Source organism: Pedobacter sp. KBW01, assembly GCF_003852395.1.
GTDB lineage: Bacteria > Bacteroidota > Bacteroidia > Sphingobacteriales > Sphingobacteriaceae > Pedobacter.
In genome coordinates this window covers 237,151-257,185 of record NZ_QAJQ01000006.1, presented here as the reverse complement: position 1 = coordinate 257,185, position 20,035 = coordinate 237,151, and the positions used below count along the sequence as shown (strand labels likewise).

General features: G+C 38.7%; 19 protein-coding genes. 7 read left to right on the top strand and 12 right to left on the bottom strand.

Going from position 1 to position 20,035, the window contains the following annotated elements; genetic code table 11:
- Window positions 1-106 precede the first annotated feature (106 nt).
- Window positions 107-1,354 (bottom strand): glutamate-5-semialdehyde dehydrogenase, encoded by a 1,248-nt coding sequence (locus DBR40_RS06840; RefSeq protein WP_124558999.1) that lies wholly within the window; start codon window positions 1,352-1,354, stop codon window positions 107-109.
- Between the two features lie 75 nt (window positions 1,355-1,429).
- Window positions 1,430-2,509, bottom strand: coding sequence for a glutamate 5-kinase (gene proB, locus DBR40_RS06835; protein WP_124558998.1), 1,080 nt, complete (start codon window positions 2,507-2,509; stop codon window positions 1,430-1,432).
- Window positions 2,510-2,773: 264 nt separating this feature from the next.
- Here proB and DBR40_RS06830 point away from each other — a divergent pair, with 264 nt between their 5' ends.
- From DBR40_RS06830 to def, 4 genes are all read left to right on the top strand, one after another.
- On the top strand, window positions 2,774-4,924 hold the full coding sequence (locus DBR40_RS06830) for a S9 family peptidase (RefSeq protein ID WP_124558997.1): 2,151 nt from the start codon (window positions 2,774-2,776) through the stop codon (window positions 4,922-4,924).
- A gap of 129 nt (window positions 4,925-5,053) precedes the next feature.
- Window positions 5,054-5,506, top strand: a complete 453-nt coding sequence (locus tag DBR40_RS06825) for a hypothetical protein (RefSeq protein WP_124558996.1) — start codon at window positions 5,054-5,056, stop codon at window positions 5,504-5,506.
- 26 nt (window positions 5,507-5,532) lie between these two features.
- The gene (locus DBR40_RS06820; RefSeq protein WP_124558995.1) at window positions 5,533-6,765 is read left to right on the top strand and encodes a M16 family metallopeptidase; all 1,233 of its coding nucleotides are present in this window, start codon (window positions 5,533-5,535) and stop codon (window positions 6,763-6,765) included.
- A gap of 99 nt (window positions 6,766-6,864) precedes the next feature.
- Window positions 6,865-7,425: a peptide deformylase gene (gene def, locus DBR40_RS06815; protein ID WP_124558994.1), complete on the top strand. Its 561-nt coding sequence runs from the start codon at window positions 6,865-6,867 to the stop codon at window positions 7,423-7,425.
- Between the two features lie 145 nt (window positions 7,426-7,570).
- On the opposite strand, the gene DBR40_RS06810 is transcribed toward def, so the two are convergent.
- Genes DBR40_RS06810 through DBR40_RS06795 form a run of 4 tightly spaced genes read right to left on the bottom strand, consistent with a single transcriptional unit; the run spans window position 7,571 to window position 10,169 of the window.
- Window positions 7,571-8,113 (bottom strand): hypothetical protein, encoded by a 543-nt coding sequence (locus tag DBR40_RS06810; protein ID WP_124558993.1) that lies wholly within the window; start codon window positions 8,111-8,113, stop codon window positions 7,571-7,573.
- Window positions 8,114-8,124: 11 nt separating this feature from the next.
- Entirely contained in the window at window positions 8,125-8,760 is a 636-nt protein-coding gene (locus DBR40_RS06805) for a hypothetical protein (protein ID WP_124558992.1), read from the bottom strand.
- A 52-nt stretch (window positions 8,761-8,812) separates the two neighbouring features.
- Window positions 8,813-9,058 carry a NifU family protein gene (locus DBR40_RS06800; protein WP_124558991.1) on the bottom strand — a complete coding sequence of 82 codons (246 nt, stop codon included), beginning with the start codon at window positions 9,056-9,058 and terminating at the stop codon, window positions 8,813-8,815.
- A 34-nt stretch (window positions 9,059-9,092) separates the two neighbouring features.
- Window positions 9,093-10,169, bottom strand: coding sequence for an Mrp/NBP35 family ATP-binding protein (locus tag DBR40_RS06795; protein ID WP_124558990.1), 1,077 nt, complete (start codon window positions 10,167-10,169; stop codon window positions 9,093-9,095).
- 131 nt (window positions 10,170-10,300) lie between these two features.
- On the opposite strand from DBR40_RS06795, the gene DBR40_RS06790 reads away from it, so the two are divergent.
- The 3 genes from DBR40_RS06790 (at window position 10,301) to DBR40_RS06780 (ending at window position 13,918) form a co-directional block, all read left to right on the top strand.
- Entirely contained in the window at window positions 10,301-12,463 is a 2,163-nt protein-coding gene (locus tag DBR40_RS06790; RefSeq protein ID WP_124558989.1) for a transglycosylase domain-containing protein, read from the top strand.
- Window positions 12,464-12,660: 197 nt separating this feature from the next.
- Window positions 12,661-13,203 carry a hypoxanthine phosphoribosyltransferase gene (hpt, locus tag DBR40_RS06785; RefSeq protein ID WP_124558988.1) on the top strand — a complete coding sequence of 181 codons (543 nt, stop codon included), beginning with the start codon at window positions 12,661-12,663 and terminating at the stop codon, window positions 13,201-13,203.
- A gap of 55 nt (window positions 13,204-13,258) precedes the next feature.
- Window positions 13,259-13,918, top strand: a complete 660-nt coding sequence (locus tag DBR40_RS06780; RefSeq protein WP_124558987.1) for a phosphatidylserine decarboxylase family protein — start codon at window positions 13,259-13,261, stop codon at window positions 13,916-13,918.
- Window positions 13,919-14,227: 309 nt separating this feature from the next.
- Here DBR40_RS06780 and DBR40_RS06775 read toward each other — a convergent pair whose 3' ends face one another.
- From DBR40_RS06775 to DBR40_RS06750, 6 genes are all read right to left on the bottom strand, one after another.
- Window positions 14,228-15,403 carry a mechanosensitive ion channel family protein gene (locus tag DBR40_RS06775; RefSeq protein WP_124558986.1) on the bottom strand — a complete coding sequence of 392 codons (1,176 nt, stop codon included), beginning with the start codon at window positions 15,401-15,403 and terminating at the stop codon, window positions 14,228-14,230.
- A 70-nt stretch (window positions 15,404-15,473) separates the two neighbouring features.
- On the bottom strand, window positions 15,474-15,821 hold the full coding sequence (gene rplS, locus DBR40_RS06770) for a 50S ribosomal protein L19 (protein WP_039474107.1): 348 nt from the start codon (window positions 15,819-15,821) through the stop codon (window positions 15,474-15,476).
- Between the two features lie 262 nt (window positions 15,822-16,083).
- Window positions 16,084-16,560: a hypothetical protein gene (locus DBR40_RS06765; protein WP_124558985.1), complete on the bottom strand. Its 477-nt coding sequence runs from the start codon at window positions 16,558-16,560 to the stop codon at window positions 16,084-16,086.
- 27 nt (window positions 16,561-16,587) lie between these two features.
- Entirely contained in the window at window positions 16,588-17,541 is a 954-nt protein-coding gene (locus DBR40_RS06760; protein ID WP_124558984.1) for a WG repeat-containing protein, read from the bottom strand.
- 101 nt (window positions 17,542-17,642) lie between these two features.
- Window positions 17,643-19,418, bottom strand: a complete 1,776-nt coding sequence (locus DBR40_RS06755) for a 7TM diverse intracellular signaling domain-containing protein (protein WP_124558983.1) — start codon at window positions 19,416-19,418, stop codon at window positions 17,643-17,645.
- Window positions 19,396-20,031 carry a response regulator gene (locus DBR40_RS06750; protein ID WP_124558982.1) on the bottom strand — a complete coding sequence of 212 codons (636 nt, stop codon included), beginning with the start codon at window positions 20,029-20,031 and terminating at the stop codon, window positions 19,396-19,398. The genes DBR40_RS06755 and DBR40_RS06750 overlap by 23 nt, the downstream gene beginning before the upstream one ends.
- Window positions 20,032-20,035: the final 4 nt, after the last annotated feature.

Sequence of the window (20,035 nt, the reverse complement as noted above, 5' to 3'; positions counted from 1 at the left end):
ACCATCAACAAATATTGAGAATAGCACATTAAGATTTTACCGGCTTTGGTCATTGAAAATTGATAATTGGTTATTCCATTCTACCTCTTACATCTTTCATCAATTATTACCCTCTTATTTGCCCATCGCCTCTTACCACCCACTTATAGCTGGTAAGTTCTTCTAAGCCCATTGGACCGCGGGCGTGAAGTTTTTGTGTACTAATGCCAATTTCGGCTCCCAGACCAAATTGTGCACCATCGGTAAAGCCTGTTGAAGCATTGGCATAAACCGCAGCAGCATCTACCTCATTTAAAAACCGGGCAATATTAGCCGCATCTTCAGAAATAATGGCCTCGCTATGTTTCGAACTGTAAGTGGCAATATGGTTCAATGCCTCATTCAGATTGTTTACCATTTTAACCGCTAGTTTTAACGATAAAAACTCTGTGCCAAAATGTTCGGGCGTGGCCTGGTTTAACAATGAAGCCGGGTAAGTAGCTTGCAAAGCTGCGTAGCTTTTTTCATCGGCAAACAGTTCTACATTTCCATCTGCCAAAGGAGATAAAAGAGCAGACAGGTCATTCAGTCTGTTTTCGTTAATCAGCACGCAATCCAGCGAATTACACACACTTACCCTACGCGTTTTCGCATTAAAAATTATGGCTTTGCCTTTCCCCAAATCGCCCGATTCGTCAAAATAGGTGTGTACAATCCCTGCACCAGTTTCAATTACCGGAATTTTACTGTTTTCGCGCACGTAATTAATCAGTGATTGACTTCCCCGCGGAATCAATACATCCACAAAACCCCGTGCATTCAATAAAGCTTCGGTTGCAGTACGTTCTGCAGGTAAAAGGGTGAGTACATCACGGCTAATGGCGTGATCATCTAGTACACCGTGAATGATTTTGGTAATGGCCAGATTTGAAAGTTCAGCATCGCTACCGCCTTTTAGCACCGCTACGTTACCGGTTTTAAAGCATAGCGAAAATACATCGGCAGTAACATTCGGGCGGGCTTCATAAATTACGCCAACAACTCCCAATGGCACACTAACCTTTTGGATATGCAGTTGGTTATCTAATATTTTATCAGAAAGAACCTTTCCCAGCGGACTATTTAAGCCGGCAACATTTTTAAGATCGTTTGCAATATCCGCAATGCGTTCTTTACTTAGCTTCAATCGGTCGTATTTGGGGTCTTCTATGGGCATTCTAGCTAAATCCTTAGCGTTTTCAGTAAGAATTTTATCAGCATTGACCACCAAAGCAGCAGCCACATCTGTTAAAACCGTGTTGATGGTTTCTTTAGCCAGGCTAACCATGGTTCGGCTGGCCTGCTGTGCCTTTTCGAAGTATTGTTTGTAATTCATTTTCTTTTATTTTAAGATCTGTCATGCTGAATTTATTTCAGCATCTCTGAAACAAGTTCAGGATGACGACCTATCCTAAATAGCCGAGTAAAAGTAATCGTAGTGTACCAGTGCTTTTTGTTTTTTCTGTCCAATGCGCTCACGGGCCTTATCCGATCCGTATTCTGCAATGCCTAAGCCAATTAAATTATTTTGTTCGTCAACAATTTTAATGATATCTCCTTTTAAAAAGTCGGTTTGTATTTCAATAATCCCAACGGGTAATAAGCTGGTGGCCTTACCGGAGGTTAATACCATTTTTGCACCATCGTTTAGTTTTACGACACCTGTTGCTGCCGTTTCTGAATGAGCAATCCATTTTTTCTTGCCCGATTTACTTTTCTCGGGTACAAAGCGAGTATGCACCAGCTCGTTATTGAGCAAACTGGTTAATACATGATCTTTAGTGCCGTTAGCAATATGAACCGTAATACCCAATTTAGCTACCTTTTGGGCCATTGTCGATTTGGTAATCATACCACCACGCCCAAATTGAGATTTACCGGTTTGGATAAAAGAAGCCAGATTAGCAACCGAGCCATTAATTTCCTGAATAACCTCCGAACCTTCAATTTTGGGGTCGCCGTTGTAGATCCCGTTAACATTCGATAAAATAATCAAAGCATCGGCATTTAACATTGAGGCAATTAAGCCTGCCAGTTCATCATTGTCGGTAAACATCAACTCGGTAACCGATACCACATCATTTTCATTCACCACCGGAATCACTTCGTTCTGCAATAAAATCTGCAGGCAGTTTTTCATGTTTAAATAATGCGCTCTGTCGCGAAAATCTTCTTTAGTTACGAGCACCTGCGCGCATTTTATCGCATGTTCGGCAAAGAAATTAGAATAGGTGTTAATCAGTTTTACCTGACCAATGGCAGCCAGCAATTGCCGGGTGGTTACTGCATCCTGTTTTTCAGCAACCTTAATTAAACTTCTACCTGATGCAACTGCGCCTGAAGATACCAAAATTACTTCGATACCGCGTTTTTTAATCTCTGCAAGTTGATTTACCAGATGCTGAATCCGGTTTTCATCGGGCAGTCCGTTTTCCTGAGTAATTACATTCGAACCTACTTTTACAACAATTTTTTTATACCCGGATTTCATTTTATGCTAAAAACAATTTGATGTGGCAATTTAACACGTTTTTTTCTAATAAAGGGCAATATCTATAGGCTTAATGGATTTTTATGAAAATGATAATTAGTTTGGCATTAAGTCTTTTACGTTAGGTGTTGATTAACCAATTTTCAGTTAACAGATTGTTGTAAGCAGTTAACCGGTTTAGACAATTAACCGCTTAACCACCTCTCCACTAATGAACTATTAAACTAAATTATTAAATTGCATTAAACCTAAAATCGAATCATAATGAAACGTATCTTACCAGGGCTAATGTTGCTTAGCGCAATTATGGCGTGTAACCACCCTCAAAAAAAAGAAATGAAAGCGATTAAATGGCCAGATGCCAAAGCTCCTGTGGCCGAAATTATACCTCACCAAAGAACTGTACATGGCGATACTGTAGTAGACAACTACTACTGGATGATTGACTATTTTAAAAAAGGTCCGGATAGTACAAAGGTTGTGAATTACCTGAAAGCCGAAAATGCTTACCTCGATACGATGATGAAAAGTACGGATAAGTTTCAGGCTGATCTTTTTAAGGAAATGAAAGGCCGGATTAAAGAAAAAGATGAATCAGTACCTGTTTTCAAAAACGGCTATTTTTATTACTCGCGTACCGAGGATGGCCAGCAGTATTATAAATATTGCCGCAAAAAAAGGAGTTTAACCGCACCAGAAGAGGTATTACTGGATGTAGATAACCTGGCAAAAGGGCATGCTTATTACAGTGCAACTGGTTTTAGTGTAAGTCCTGATAATAAATTGCTGGCTTTTGGGGTAGACCAGGTATCGCGCCGCCAGTACACCATTAATATTAAAAATTTAGAAACAGGTGAAATATTAAAAGATGCCATCCCCAATACAGAAGGTGGGGTTGCCTGGGCAAATGATAACAAAACATTCTTTTACACTTCGAAGAATCCGGTTACTTTACTGAGCGAGAAAATTAAAAAACATGTGCTCGGTACCGATGCCAAAGCTGATGCGGTGGTTTACAATGAGCAAGATAACACCAATTATATCGGTGTAGGTAAGTCGAAAAACGGCAGGTTTATCTTCATTGTTTCGCAGGGAACATTAACCGCCGAATATAAGATGATTGATGCCGACCATCCTGAGACGCCGTTTAAAGTTTTTGCAGCCCGCTCAAAAGATGTCTTGTACGATGTAATGCCCGTTGATGATAAGTTTTTGATTCTGACTAACTGGAATGCCAAAAACTTCCGATTAATGGAATGCCCATTAGATAAAACCGCAAAAGAAAACTGGAAAGAGGTAGTTCCACACCGTGCCGATGTATTGTTAGAAGGAGCGGAGGAATTTAAAGACTATACTGTTTTAACTGAACGCAAAAATGGCCTAACCGAACTGCGTGTATTGAAAAAAGACGGTAGCGACTATTACATTAAATTTGACGAACCTGTTTATGATGCCGGGGTAGGTGCAAATCCTGAATACAACAGCACTGCTTTGCGTTATAACTATACTTCGTTAACCACACCCAATTCGGTTTACGATTACAACCTGATCAAAAAAGATCAGAAACTAATGAAACAACAGGAGGTTGTAGGCGGTTACAACCCCAAAGATTATGTAACAGAACGTGTTTTTGCTACAGCTAAAGATGGCATCAAAGTTCCAATTGCTTTAGTCTATAAAAAAGGTTTTGAGAAAAACGGAAATTCGCCACTGCTACTTTATGGCTACGGCTCTTATGGATCAAATTCTGATGTTTACTTTTCATCGCCACGTTTAAGTTTGCTTAACCGGGGCTTTGTATTTGCCATTGCCAATATCCGCGGCGGACAGGAAATGGGTCGCCAGTGGTACGAAGACGGTAAACTGATGAAGAAGAAAAATACCTTTACCGATTTTATTGCAGCTGGAGAGTACCTGATTGAGCAAAAATATACCTCAAAAGGTCATTTGTATGCGCATGGCGGCAGTGCTGGCGGCTTATTAATGGGCGCCGTGGTTAATATTGCGCCCGATTTATGGAATGGTGTAATTGCCGATGTGCCTTTTGTTGATGTGATTAACACTATGCTGGATGAAAGCATTCCACTAACCACCAACGAATTCGACGAGTGGGGCAATCCAAAACAAAAAGCGGCTTACGATTACATGAAAAGCTACTCGCCCTACGAAAACGTAGAGAAAAAAGCTTATCCGAACATCCTGGTTACCACAGGGCTGCACGATAGTCAGGTGCAGTATTTTGAGCCAGCCAAATGGGTAGCCAAATTAAGGGCAACCAAAACCGATAAAAATGTTTTATTGCTAAAAACCAATATGGAATTTGGCCACGGCGGCGCATCGGGCCGTTTCGATTACCTTAAAGATGTTTCGTTAAGATGGGCATTTTTATTTGCGCTGGAGGGAATAGAAAAATAAATTTTATCAGGATCGTCATTTCGAACGGAGTGAAACGAAGTCGAGAAATCTTTGAGCATAAATCTAAAAAGATCTCTCCACTGCGGTCGAGATGACGTACCTTTCCAGATCATAAATTACAAACCTACAATGAATACCAAACTAAAAACACTCCAGACCATTCACCTGGCATTATGCTCGGGCGTTTTCTTATTCGCCCTGGTAACTATTTTTCTTAACCGCGAAATCATCTTTTTCGATGCTAACCCAAAAACCACTTCGCCGTTTAACCCGATATTTCCGATCATGGGATTAATCACCATTTCCGCAAGCATCTTCTTTTTCAGGAATTTAATGGCAAAAATAGATAAAACGGCCCCTGTTGATACCAAAATTAACATGTACCAAAGTGCTTTCATTATTAGTTCGGCACTCTTAGAAGGCGGTGCATTGTTTAACATCGTTGGTTTTTTCATCACCCACAACTCGTTCTTTTTAATTTTTGGTGTAGCTAATTTTATTTTTTTAGCACTTAAAAGGCCAACTAAAGATAAATTGATTTCTGCCTTACAATTGCAATACCCGGATACAGAGGCTTTGTAAGCAATTAGCCTTATCTTTGCACCTCAATGGAATACAATGTTCATACTTTACCCAATGGCATCCGCTTATTGCATGTGCCATCGGCTTCAGCCATATCGCATGCCTGCATCATTATCAATACCGGTTCGCGCGATGAACCCGATCAGAAAGCAGGCTTGGCACATTTTATCGAGCACCTAATTTTTAAGCGCACCGAAAAACGCAGTACCAACCAAATTTTAAACCGCCTGGAAAGCATTGGTGCTGATTTAAACGCCTATACCACCAAAGAATATACCTGTGTACATGCTTCTTTTTTAAATCCTTATTTAGACCGCACTTTAGAACTCTTTAACGATATCATCTTTCACTCTACTTTCCCCGAAGATGAAATGGATAAAGAAAAAAGTGTGATTTTGGATGAAATTGCCTCGTACCTCGATCAGCCCGAAGAAGCCATTAATGATGATTTTGAGGATATGCTGTTTGCAGGTCACCCGCTGGGAAACAATATTTTGGGCACAACCGAATCCGTTCAGCAATTTACGCGAGAGGATGTAATCAATTTCAGGAAAGCCAATTACCGCACCAACCAAATTGTGGTAGCTGTTTTGGGCAACTATTCCCTAAAAAACATTGTAAATAAAGGAAGCAAACATTTTGCTGATGTTGAGGAGAATGCGCCCGATCAGCAAAGAGCAAAACCACGCATTCTGGTACAAAGCAGCACAACCATTTACAAGCCGATTATGCAGGCACACTGTATTTTAGGCACGCAGGCCTATACCACACATCAATCGGAAAAAGTACCTTTAATGTTATTGAACAACTATTTTGGCGGCAATGGCATGAGCTCGGTTTTAAACCTGCAAATCAGAGAAAAATACGGTATTGCCTATACCATTGAATCTAATTTTTCGCCATTAAGCGATACCGGCATTTTTTCGATTTATTTCGGAACAGATAAAGAAAAACAGGCAAAAGCACTTTCGCTTATATTTAAAGAAATTAAAAAATTAAAAGATAACCCCTTAAATGAACTGCAGCTGCAAAAGGCTAAAAACAAATTTATTGGACAGATAGCGCTCGGCGAAGAAAATAGGATTGGTTTAATTATATCAATGGCCAAAAGCCTCATCGACCATAACAAAATTGATTCGCTCGAAACCGTTTTTGAAAAAATTAATGCCGTTACCACCAATCAGATGGCGCAGGTAGTAAACGAAGTGCTCGATATCGACCGGTTGAATATCTTTACATTCTCGCCAATAGCAGAATAATTGTTAAATTTGCATTAAATTAACCACAGATCAATAAACACAGATAGGCTTAAGAAACTTATCCGGATCACAGAACCTGTGGGAACAAAATAGAATACAATGAAATTACCAATAGTAGCTTACGGAGATCCTGTTCTAAAAAAGATAGGAACCGAAATAGATAAAGATTACCCTGAATTAAAACAATTGATTAGCGACATGTTCGACACCATGTATTATGCAAACGGTGTAGGCCTGGCAGCGCCACAAATTGGTTTACCCATCCGTTTATTCATTGTTGATACTGGCGATGACGAAGATGGAACAAAAGGCTATAAAAGAGTATTTATAAACCCTGAGATTTTAGAAGAAACCGGCGAGCCCTGGAGTTTTAATGAAGGTTGTCTAAGCATTCCCGATATCAGGGAAAACATTTTACGCAAGCCGAACATCAAAGTTAGTTTTTTCGATGAAAACTGGGTAGAGCATACCGAAGATGTTGATGGATTAGCCGCCCGCGTAATACAACACGAATACGACCACATTGAAGGAAAATTATTTACCGATAAGGTGAGTGTACTCCGCAAAACAATGCTTAAAAGTAAACTGGATGCTATTTCAAAAGGAAATATCAAAACCGATTATAAAATGAAGTTTCCGAACAAAAGCAAGAAAAGATAGGTTCTGATGGAAGATGTAAGAGGGAAAATGGAAACGTTTTCCTTTTTTATTGCATTCCGTTTTCCTAAACTTGTTTCAGGATCCTTATTGCTTTTGAAAATCTCCTGACAATCTACGATAGGTTGCGCATTTAGGAGAGTATAAATTAAAAATCATTCTTCCAGCCTTTTCCTTGAAAAACAGACTGAGATTCAACTTTAAATACAACATTTAAAGCTCTACGGCATTCTTCGCAATCAGATTTAAAGCCAACCGAAACTATCAAATAGCAAAAACCAAGCATTCCTAATGGAATTAGTGATCCAAAAGCAAGATTAGGGTCTTTGGCATTTATAGCACCAAAAAGAAACATTATACAGAAAATTGAAGTAAATGAACACCAAATGATTAAAAATACTTTTACGAATGGGGCTAAATTCAAACTAACTTCTATTTTACTGCCACTGCCATCCTCAAAAATTTCTCCAGAAATACCTGCCTGAAAAGAGTTTCGATAAGACAAATTCCTCTGTATATTAAATTTACCCTGAAAAACGTGACCTTTAAAAGGTGCAGTATTTTGGTTTCGGGAAAAGAAACCGATAGAAATATTTTGACCATTTGATAGGGATTCCGACAAATTATTCCAAGCGCTATTGGCCGAAATATTAGTGTTTAACACGAACGCTTGGGACGGGAAAAACTTCATGTTAAGCCAAACTAATTCGTCCTGCTCTTATCCCCATCAAAGATTTGCTGCATCAACTTACCCCAGGCAAAAGGATTTAACAATGGATTGGTTTGAACCATATTTTTGTTAATCATCCTATCGAAATTATAGCGATAATTCTGGCTACCAATTTCCTGTCCGTCGCGTGGTAAGGTTTGGATTAAACCATTAATTGACGAGCGCGAAAGGTTCTTTTTGGCGATAGCCATGTCATCATCAGCCAGTTTCATCGATAGAAACTCGCGGGTAAATTCTTCGGTGGTTGCCCACGGAAATACCCTCACCGATGGCAAATCGATCACATTCGATTTCAACTTAACCATAATGGTGTATTTATTATCAGGTGTACCTTCGGGTATTATGGTTGAAAATTTCTTATAACCAATGGCGGTAAACAAAATGGTATCGCCAGGATTTACAATAAAAGTAAAGTATCCCCTGTAATCGGCAGCAACCCTTTTGCTTTTGGCCGAAAGGTTGGTAATCGTAACATAAGGGATCACATTTGAACTATCAATATCGGTAATAATCCCCGAAAACTGGATGAGTTTATCCTGTGCCGGCTTTTGTTGTGCAAAAGCGGTGACAGAAAAAATTAGGCAGATTAGGGCAACACAATATCTCATTAAGACAAAAGTAATTTTATTAATAAAACTTCCTTGTTAAATAGTGTTAAAGCTATTCTTGCTCGGCCATGTTTACAGCAACTACCGAAGTAATTTCTGGCACAGCCTTCATAATAGCCTGTTCAATACCCGATTTCATGGTCATGAAACTCATTGGGCACGAACCGCAGTTGCCTAAAAGCTTAAGCTTTACCGTTCCTTCAGCTGTAATTTCTTCAACAGAAACATCCCCTCCGTCAGCCTTTAAATAAGGTCTGATAGTTTCCAATGCCTGTTCTACTTGCTCTGTTAAATTCATTATGTATCTTTTAATTTATAAAAATAGTAATTTTTTAGCAATTCACCATTTGTGCGTTGTTGATGGAGATTTGCTGTGCAATTTTACTTGCAATATCGCCGAATATTCCGTCCAGCAAAGGGTTTTGGTTTAATGCTACCGGTTTACCCCTATCGCCAGCCTCCGAAATGCTCTGTACAATTGGGATTTCACCCAAAAACGGCACATCGAAACGCTCGGCCAGCTTGGTTCCGCCACCTTTTCCGAAGATATAATATTTGTTTTCCGGCAGTTCTTCTGGTGTAAAATACGACATGTTTTCTATAACTCCCAAAATCGGAATATTAATTCCTGGCATCCTGAACATGGCCAAACCTTTATGTGTATCGGCCAGTGCTACTTGTTGTGGCGTAGTTACCACAACAGCGCCAGAAATTGGGAAGCTTTGCGTAATGGTAATGTGTATATCGCCTGTACCCGGAGGAAGATCGACAATTAAATAATCGAGCTCGCCCCAGTTGGTATCGTTAAACAATTGTTTTACAGCATTCGAAGCCATTGGCCCACGCCATGGCACCGGCTGACCGGGATCGGCAAAAAAGCCGAGCGATAGCAATTTAATGCCATACTTTTCGATAGGTAAAATTTTAGTCTTCCCATCGGCTGTTTCTTCGGCACCAGGTTTAGCATCTACCAGATCGAACATGGTTGGTACCGATGGGCCGTAAATATCAGCATCAATTAAACCCACTTTAGCACCATCCTTAGCCAAAACAACAGCCAGATTGCTTGATACAGTCGATTTTCCAACCCCACCTTTCCCCGATGAAACCAAAATGATATTCTTGATGTTATCTAACGAGGATGAATTGGTTGGCTGGGTAACCCTCGAGGTTACATTAATGATAACTTCTACCGTTGGCGATACAAAATGCTTAACAGCATTGGTACAGGCATTTTTTAGCATATCCTTCATAGGACATGCTGGGGTGGTAAGCTCTAAGGTAAAACTAACCTGGTTATCGGTAATCTGTAAATCCTTAATCATGTTTAAGGTTACCAAATCTTTTTTAAGATCGGGATCTTCGACATTTTTAAGCGCATCTAAAACTTGTTGCGGGCTAATCTGCATTGTATAAATTTAAATTCAAAATTAACAAAACATAGCCATAAATACTTTTATTTAGGCTTTTAAACTGTAATTTTAACACGAAATAAACATTTAATTGTTACGTTTAAGCAATTAACCATTTTAACGACTATATGCGCATACCAAAAATTAAGATCCCTAAAAAATATTTAAAAATCGGAGCCTGGGTTTTAGGTGTGTTTATGGTTATTTGCATTGCGCTTGGCGCCGTAGCCTATAGCAAAAGAGAAGCACTGCTTAAAAAAATGGTGGCCAAGGCCATTGCCAAAGCCGATAAAGATTATGGTTTGGAGGTTAAAATTGGTTCTGCTGGCTTTACCGGCTTAAGTACTGTAAAAATGACCGCTATTTCCGTTGTCCCCAAAGAAAGAGACACCCTTTCTAACATTGGCGAGCTGAGTGTATCGGTAAAACTTTTCCCGCTTATATTCGGTCATGTTAAGCTTTCGGAAGTAAAATTAAACCAGGGCTTTGTAAGCATTGTGCTAAAAGATTCGACCACCAACATCGATTTCATTTTAAAAAGAAAGAAAAAAGACAGCACTGCAACTAAAAACAAGGTCAACCTTTCAGAAATAGCCAGCCACATTTTAAATCAGGTTTTGTACAAAATACCTGATGATATGGATGTGAAAAACATGGTTTTTAAACTGAACGACCATGACACAGCCAAATTAACCTTTGACACTGAAGCCGTTATTGATGGGGGAGACCTGAAATCAAGCATTAATGTAAATAATGGCGAATCGATGTGGCATGTTAACGGCTACGTTAACCCAGGCAGCAAAGAATTAAGCTTTATGGCTTATGCTGATGGAAAAAAACTTGAACTGCCATACCTGAACAATAAATTACACGCCAAATTAAGCTTTGATACTCTGCAAACTGAGCTTAAAAACGCCAAATATAGTGGCGATGATTATAAAATTTCGGGCTCATGGTCTGTTAAAAACATGCTCGTTAATCAGCCGCGAATCGCCTCGAACGATATTGTGATACAAAGTGCCAAATTGGATGCTGACATTTTAGTGGGTCCAAATTATATTGCATTGGATAGTACATCAACTGCTTATTTAAAAAATGCGCAGATCCACCCTTATATCAAATACACACTGGGTAAAAACAAAATTTACGAGCTTAAATTAAATGCCGAGGAGCAGGATGCACAAGCCGTTTTGAATGCTTTTCCACAAGGCTTGTTCGAATCATTAGAAGGTTTGAGGGTTCAGGGCAAGGTAAAATATAACCTCAATTTTTATCTCGACACCAAAATTCCAGACAGCGTTCGTTTTAGTTCTACACTTACCCCAGTCGATTTTAAGATTGTGCAATGGGGCAAAACCAACTTGCAAAAAATCAACGGCCCCTTCGTTTACACGCCTTACGAATATGGAAAACCAATGCGCGACATCACCATTGGTCCGGCAAATCCCAATTTCACCCCACTTTCGGCCATATCGAAAAACTTCATCAATGCGGTATTAACCGCCGAAGATCCTTCGTTTTTTACACACAACGGCTTTGTTGAAGAGTCTATCCGTAAATCGATCGCTGTAAATTTTAAAGAAAAGAAGTTTAAGCGCGGTGGCAGCACCATCAGCATGCAGCTGGTTAAAAATGTGTATTTAAGCCGTCAAAAAACATTGGCCCGTAAAGCTGAAGAAATTTTAATTGTTTGGCTTATTGAGCATAACCATTTGGTAAGCAAGCAACGCATGTTGGAGGTTTATTTCAACATTATGGAGCTTGGCCAGAATATTTACGGAATAGGTGAGGCCTCGAGATATTATTTTGGCAAACAGCCAGCTGACTTAACCATTGGCGATGGCTTATTTTTAGCCAGTATTGTACCTAAACCGAAGGCTTCGATGTATAAATTTATGGCCGATGGAAGCTTGAAACCTTACATGTTTAACTACTTCAGGTTTATGGGTAATATTATGGCCCGAAGGGGCCTGACTGCGAGCGATACATCTGGTTATGGTTTCTACAATGTACGCTTAAGAGAAGGCTTGCGTCAATATCTGGCACCTGATACCGCCGTAATCGACACCACAGCTTTCGATGATGACGAGGATGGATTACCTCCGGTAATTATGCAGGACAAAAACAAAAGCTTGTTCGACCGTATTTTTGGTGGCGGATCTAAAAAAGATACAACTACCGTTAAGCCCGTTGCCGGACCGGATACTGCCAAATCAAAAAAGCAGTTGAGACAGGAACGTCGGGAAGAACGAAGAAGACAAAAGGAATTGGAGAAAAGTCAGGGGCAGTAGTTTTGAGCTGGGAGTTTGGAGGCTGGAGTTGAGTTACCGGTTCACAGCTTACAATTGGCAGTTGCTCAAATAATTAACCGGTTAGCCGATTTATACGACCAACCATTTCTGCTAACAATCGAACAGTAAAGCAATGACCTGCAATAACATTACAGCCTTCCAACATTAAAACACTTTTCAAACAACAACAAAGCAGTATGCACAAAATAAAAGTAGAGGATAAAGAATTCGAGATTTTTTTAGAAAATGACACCATAAACAAAAGGATTCGCTTGCTGGGCATCCAGATGAATGTAGATTACGAAGGAAAATGCCCTTTATTTATTGGGGTATTAAACGGTAGCTTTTTATTTATGGCCGATCTGATTAAAGAAATTACTGTTCCCTGCGAAATTGCTTTTATGCGTGTAGCCTCATACCAAGGCACATCAAGCTCTGGTAAGGTGAAAGAACTAATTGGATTACCGGAAGATATTTCAGGCCGTGATGTGATTATTGTAGAAGATATTGTAGATACGGGTCTAACCTTAACCCACATTTTAAAAACCATTAAAGAAAAGAAACCCGCATCGGTAAAAGTAAGTACGCTTTTACTTAAACCAAGTGCATTGCAGTACGAAATAGAAGCACTTGAATATGTGGGCTTTGAGATACCCAACGAGTTTGTTGTTGGCTACGGACTGGATTATAACGGACTTGGCAGAAACCTGAACGATATTTACCGGGCTACTGAGGTATAATTTTTAGATTGTATTAATTTATTTTTCGCACCTTTGCGCAATAATTCGCACTACAATGACCATACACAAAGAAGGCTACACCACTATCGCCATAAGCATATTGTTTATTTTTGTTATCAACGCAATTGTTGATTATAAATACCATGACATAACCTGGTTACGCTGGTTTGTTTACATTTTTTCTGCCGCCTTGTTTATCATTGTTCTGCAGTTTTTCCGTAATCCCAGCCGCAGCTTTTCATCAGGCGAAAACCTGGTTATTTGCCCGGCAGATGGTAAAGTTGTAGTAATTGAAGAGACGGAAGAAGGCGAATATTTTAAAGATAAACGTTTACAGGTGTCAATCTTTATGTCGCCAATTAATGTGCACATTAACCGTAACCCTATCTCGGGTGTGGTTAAATTCTTTAAATATCACCCGGGCAAATACCTTGCAGCCTGGAACCCAAAATCTTCTACAGAGAATGAGCGTACAACTACGGTTGTAGAACATAAAAACGGTACTCCGGTATTGTTCCGTCAAATTGCGGGTGCATTAGCACGCCGGATTGTATGGTACGTAAAAGAAGGCGACCAAGTGGTACAAACAGAACAATTTGGTTTTATTAAATTTGGCTCGCGAGTTGATGTGTTTCTTCCAGTAGGCACTAAAGTTAATGTAGAGCTTAACCAGGTGGTTAAAGGGGGAATAACAACCCTGGCTACTTTAAGCTAAACCATAAACTTATAACGCATTAAAAAGCCGGTTCAGGATTTGCTGAACCGGCTTTTTTGTATCCTTTTTTATTTTGCTTACCGGTTTGAAACCCAGGCTTTGCCTTGTAAACCTGATAGTAGCAAAAAGCCCGCAGCGCAGCGAGGACTTGGAGCGAATAGCAGGAACAAACTTCAATAGCAGCACTCTCCTTGCTTTTCTAATAACTTTATGCTTTACTTATTATTGTAAACATTATGGCTCGTGAAGACACTTTCCATGACAAAGATTTTGTGTTGGTCACGATTTGTAATCGCGACCTGAGGATTTTTAATCCGTCGTATCGTTGCCAACCTCCGTATTATCGCCCTGCGAAACCACCCTGTCACTAATCAACCGTTGCGTAGGGTAGGCGAAATCAGATTTATTGCGCATTACGATATCCATTATCTCGAGGTTAATTTCCTGCCTGATTTGAAGGAATTCGGAGTAATTGAGCTCCGTTACAAAGTAATTTACCTCTACGTTTAAACCTGAGTCGCCAAAGCTTTTAAAAGAGGCATTTCCATCGTCGCTGGTGCCCTTATGGCTGTTAATATAACTTTCTATTTCGGTAATGATTTTCCGCAGCGATGTTGAGTTGGTTTCGTACGTAAGGCCAATAATAAAAGATACCTTACGCGAGTTCCGCAACGATAAATTTTCCAGCACACCATCAATCATCCCGCGATTGGGAATGGTTGCCATCGTTTTTTCTGACGTTCTGATCCTCGTGCTTCTAAACCCCACTTTTTCTACCGTTCCTTCTACACCATCAACTTTTACAAGGTCTCCAACCGTAAAAGGTTTATCCAAAAAGATAGTAAACGATCCGATAAGGTTCTCTAAACTTTCTTTTGCAGCCAGTGCAATCGCGATACCGCCAATACCTAAACCAGTAATCAGGGTAAGCACATTTACTTCGAAAACGAAGCCAAGCAGGGTAAAAAAGCCGATAAAAATAACAATGGTTTTAAAAAGCTCTTTCAGGAAAGGCACCAACTGGTCGTCGGCTTTATCTTCGGTTAACGATGCTTTGTAGAGCAATACGTGACTGATAAAATCGATTATCCTTAAAATGATCCAGAAAATGGAAAGGATAATCATAAAAAGGAATATCCTGTCTATACAATCACCGATGGTTACCGGAATCTGCTCTTTAACCTTGCCAATGAGTTTACTGTAATGGAATACTGTTACTTCTAAAGGGTGTTTTAACTGATTAATAGAAAGGTAAAGTGTAGTTAAGAGGATAAAAACCTCAATAGGCCTGATGAGCAGAGCCACAAAAGCATCGTTGTGCGATTGGCTTGAAAAGCTACGGAAAAGCTTAAACAGCAAGCGACTTAATAGCCTCGAAACGATCCTTTTAAATATTAAACCTAAAAAAAGTATGCCGCCAAAAAGGAAGTAGGCCTTTACGGTATTGCCCCAAAAAACCTGGTCGAAAAAAGCTGAATCTAACATTTAACAAAGGTATAAACAAAAAAACCTCCACGAAATTAATCGTGAAGGCTGTATCTTATAATAAAGAATATTATTTTCTCAAAGATTTGATACGAGCAGCTTTACCAGTTAAAGCACGTAAATAGAACAATTTAGCTCTACGCACTTTACCATAGCTATTCACTTCTACTTTCTCGATGTTCGGAGAATTAAAAGGGAAAATACGCTCAACGCCAACGCCGTTGCTCATTTTACGTACGGTGAAGGTTTCGTTAGCACCTGCACTGTTACGTTGTATTACAACACCTTGGTAAATTTGAACACGTTCTTTATTACCTTCGCGAATTTTATAGTGTACGCTCACTGTATCGCCAGACTTGAACGCAGGAAAATCTTTTTTCGCGATGGCCTGCTCTTCAACAAATTTTACTAAATCCATGATTTTAAGCTATTAAACCAACTTTCTTTACCTTGAAAATCGGATTGCAATATTAGGGATTTTTTTTGATATAAAAAAACCTATTTTAATTTTTTCCACAATCTTTATGAAATCCACATTCGATTGTGTTAAATGCTTCTATTCCAAAAGGTCCGGAGAGCGCTTATTCGCCAGCCTTTTACAAAATATAACACCAAAATATTATAAACTAATCGATACTTCAGACTAATTTTACTACGTACAAATAAGCTTGCTGAGAATATTACTTATAGAGTCCATAACCTAATACACCAATTTTTTCTGCTTCATCAGAATAAGTTACAAAATTAAACTTATCGCCAGATTTGCTCCAGATATTTTTACTTATTGGTTGCCCATTTATAGTTTGCTTGGTTAATTTAGCACTATATCCGTTATTTTTTAGTTCAATTTCGATAAAAGGAGTATTAATCGCGCCTGAAAAAATACAAATAACACTACTAATTTTATTGTTTTTGCCATAAGAGATCTCGATCAGATCGATTTTCGAACTGAAGGCATATATTTCTTTAATATCATCTTCTCCTTCTTCTACATCTCCTTTTTCAAAGCCCTTGCCTTTCATAAAAGCGTTGATGTTATCCTTGGTTGTTTTATTAAAAATGTCCTGTATAAGCACCAGTTTATTATTATCCGTTTTTAATTGTCCAAAGGCAAAAGATCCATACAATAAAAAAAGCGCTAGTGTTAAAGTTTTCATATACATTTAATTAAGTGTTACACATGATTATTTTGTAATTTCTTTTCCCGTTTTATCAAACGATCCCCATCTGCCATTTAATCTAAAAATAGCTGCTCCATTTTTAAATTCGCCTACTGCATCGTACTTAATGGGGATAACTTCCTCACCGGTTCGGTTTATAAACCCTTCTCTTCCATTAAGCCCGGCTTTGGCCAAACCATCCACAAAATCAGCTATGAACCGATACTTGAAAGGAATAATTTCGTTTCCGTTTTTATCAATGGCGCCATAGAGTTTATTCTTTTCAACAGGAGCAACCCCATCCGAAAAATCTTTTGCATAATCGTATTTAAACCTGGTAATTTCTTTGCCTGTTTTATCAATAAAACCCCATTTATCTTTCAGTTTAACACTGGCAAAGCCATTTTTAAAGTTATTTCCATCTTCATATTTTAAAGTTGTAATTTCTCTCCCTGTATTATCTATAAATCCATACTTTTCGTTTAATCTAACCTTGGCAATACCTTCATGAAAATCAAAAGCAACATCGTATTTTAAGGATGTGATTTCCTTACCGTTTTTATCTATGTAGCCCGATTTTTTACCATTTTCAACTGGTGTAAAGCCTTCTTTGAAGTAAGTTCCGTAATCATACTTGAAAGCGATTATTGTTTTGCCAGCCTTGTCTATAAAGCCAAATTTTCCATTAATTAAGGCACCGATTAAGCCTTCGGATAAACCACGAACCTCATCGTAAATAATAGGAATTACAACCTTTCCGGTTTCATCAATAAAGCCATATTTGGCATTCAGCTTAACCTTTATTATGCCGTCTTCAAAATTATATCCAGCATCATCGTATTTAAAAGGAACTACCTCTTTCCCGCTTTTGTCTATAAATCCATATTTCCCACTGGCGTTTCGCTTGGGTACTATATTTTGGGCATTGGCCACAATAACCAATACGCTTAAAAATACTGTTGTAAATAAATGTCTCATGTTTATCTGATTAAGATTTTATTGCAACCAAGATACATGAAGGACTAACAGGTTTAAATACCCAATAAAGGGTATATCACAAAGAGAAATGGCATTAAAATTTAGGTCGGAATATTAATCTGAATAATGGTGCCTTCATTTTTAACACTGTTAATTTCGAAGTTGCCATCATAATAGTGAATCCGTTTTTCGATATTCTCCAACCCGAAACCTTTGTTGATCTGCTGCATATTAAAACCAATTCCGTCATCTACAAACTGAAAATGATAGTGCCTGCTATATTGGTAAAATTCGAGGGTAATTAGAGCACTCTGACCGTGTTTTATCGCATTATTGATAATTTCGAGCGAAATCAGGTATAAATCGTAAACCCAGGGCTCATGTACTTTCTCTGGAAAATCATAACAAAAAAGCTCAATTTTGGTATCTGTTAAACCTGCATTTAAGGTTTTGAGTTGGCTTTGTAAACTGGCCACCAGTGCGCCGTCATCAAGTGCTTTTGGAAGGATTTTATGCGAAATATCTCTGATATCTTCGGCCAGCTCGCCAATGGTTTGTTTGGCCAGTTTGGTATTCTCCATATCAAAAAGATGCATGATGTAAGCAATTTTACTGCCCACTCTATCATGAATAATATTGGCAATATTTCTGCGCTCACGCAACTGAACTTCACTGATCGTTTTTAGGGAGCTCTCTTTTTCGAAAATAATTTCCTGCATCAGCTCATTGTTCTTCAAAAAGATATCAATGTAATTTCTGGATAGTACATAGCCAAACAAAAACACCTCGTAAAGACTGATAAACAACATCCAGTTACCACCCATTGCGTATGGAATAATTTCGAAAGTTTTTAAAATGAGGCTGGCGCCCCAAATAAGCTGTGGCAAAAAGGCAAACAAAGCATAAATACCCTGCATTCTTTCGATTTTTACATGCGATAGTGCCGAAATGAACAGTAAAACAATTGAAGCCAGAAATACGATATAACCCAGTATAAAAAAATAGTGGAATTCAACATCCGGGTAAAGCACAAGCAGCGAAATTGAAATCAAAATCAGCGAAAAATTAATACAATTGAACGCAATTACAATTTTATGCTTAATGGGTTGATTTTTCCGCAATTTTAAAAAATGGTCTAGAAAAAAACTGAGTGCGATATACCAAAGCGCCCCAACGTAAACCCTACCTTCGCTAAAGAACCGAAACTGCGGAAACATAATGTACTTGGCAAAATTGGTGGTAATGGCAGCATAACAGGCCGTGAGTATAGAATAGGCTATGTAGTAGAGGTACGACCGGTTTTTGGTCATGAAAAACAAGATTCCATTAATCATGAGCAGCAAAAAAACAATGCCTAGAAAAAAAGAGGTTAGGGCTATTTTGCGCGATGACCTGGCTTCCAGATCAGTCTGGCTCTCTAAACTATAAGCGAAATCTAGATAAGAGGTCACTTTTTTTACCCTTACCCAAATTGTTTTCTCCTCATTAGGCTGCAAATTAAGCTCAAATGCCAGTGTTTCGATAAAAGGGCTTTGGCTGGCTGTTCTATCGCCAATGGTTTTGGTTGCCGCAGCATCGTAAAGCGTAAGGCTATCGATATGGTTGTTATTAAAACACAACCAGGTTTTTATCCATTGTGACGCACTTTTATTTTTAAGCACAAACCTGCACCATACTGCTGCGTTTTTATTGTAACCGATATTAACCGTTTGGTGCGGCTTAAAAGGGTAAAGTTGCTGCGACTGAAGATTACCCTGACTCCAGGCAGAACTTGTATCTACAGCGTAACCAGATGAGATAGAGAGTTGTTTATTGAGGTTTTGTGCGCATGAGCAATAAGAGCATAGCAGAAGGCTAAGAAAGTAGATTATTCTCATGAGCAAATTTGATGAGCGAACTGCTGTTGCTGATTTCCAGTTTCCGGTGGATATTTTTCCGGTGGGTGGTAACAGTTGTTATACTGATAAACAGCACATCAGCAATTTCTTTACTTGTAAGTCCTTTAATAATTAATTTAATAATTTCTTTCTCCTGTTTAGAGATCCTGAATTTATTGATAATCGGATTATCAATAGTGCTGTACACACTATTTCCGTTCTTATAATTCTTATTGGTATAAAACTCCTTGTTTTTACCTGATTCTATGATCTCAATCAGCTCTTCGGCCGGTGTTTCTTTCTTCAGAAAAGCATCAACGCCCAATTTTTTCGCCTTTTGAATTAGAAAATCTTCATAATAAGCTGTTAGGATAATCGTTTTCGTATTTTTTAACTGAGATTTTAGTTCCTCCAGCAGCAAAAAACCATCACTATGGTTAATGTTTAAATCACATATAAAAACATCGGCAGTGTGTTGCATTAAATGTTGCCTGCAGGAGTGCACATCGCTAAATTTGAAAATGCAATAGTCGTTTCCGGTATTTTTAAGCAATTCTGAAATGCCATTTAAAAAAAGTAAATGGTCATCGCAAATAACGATCTGTTTTGGCATAAAA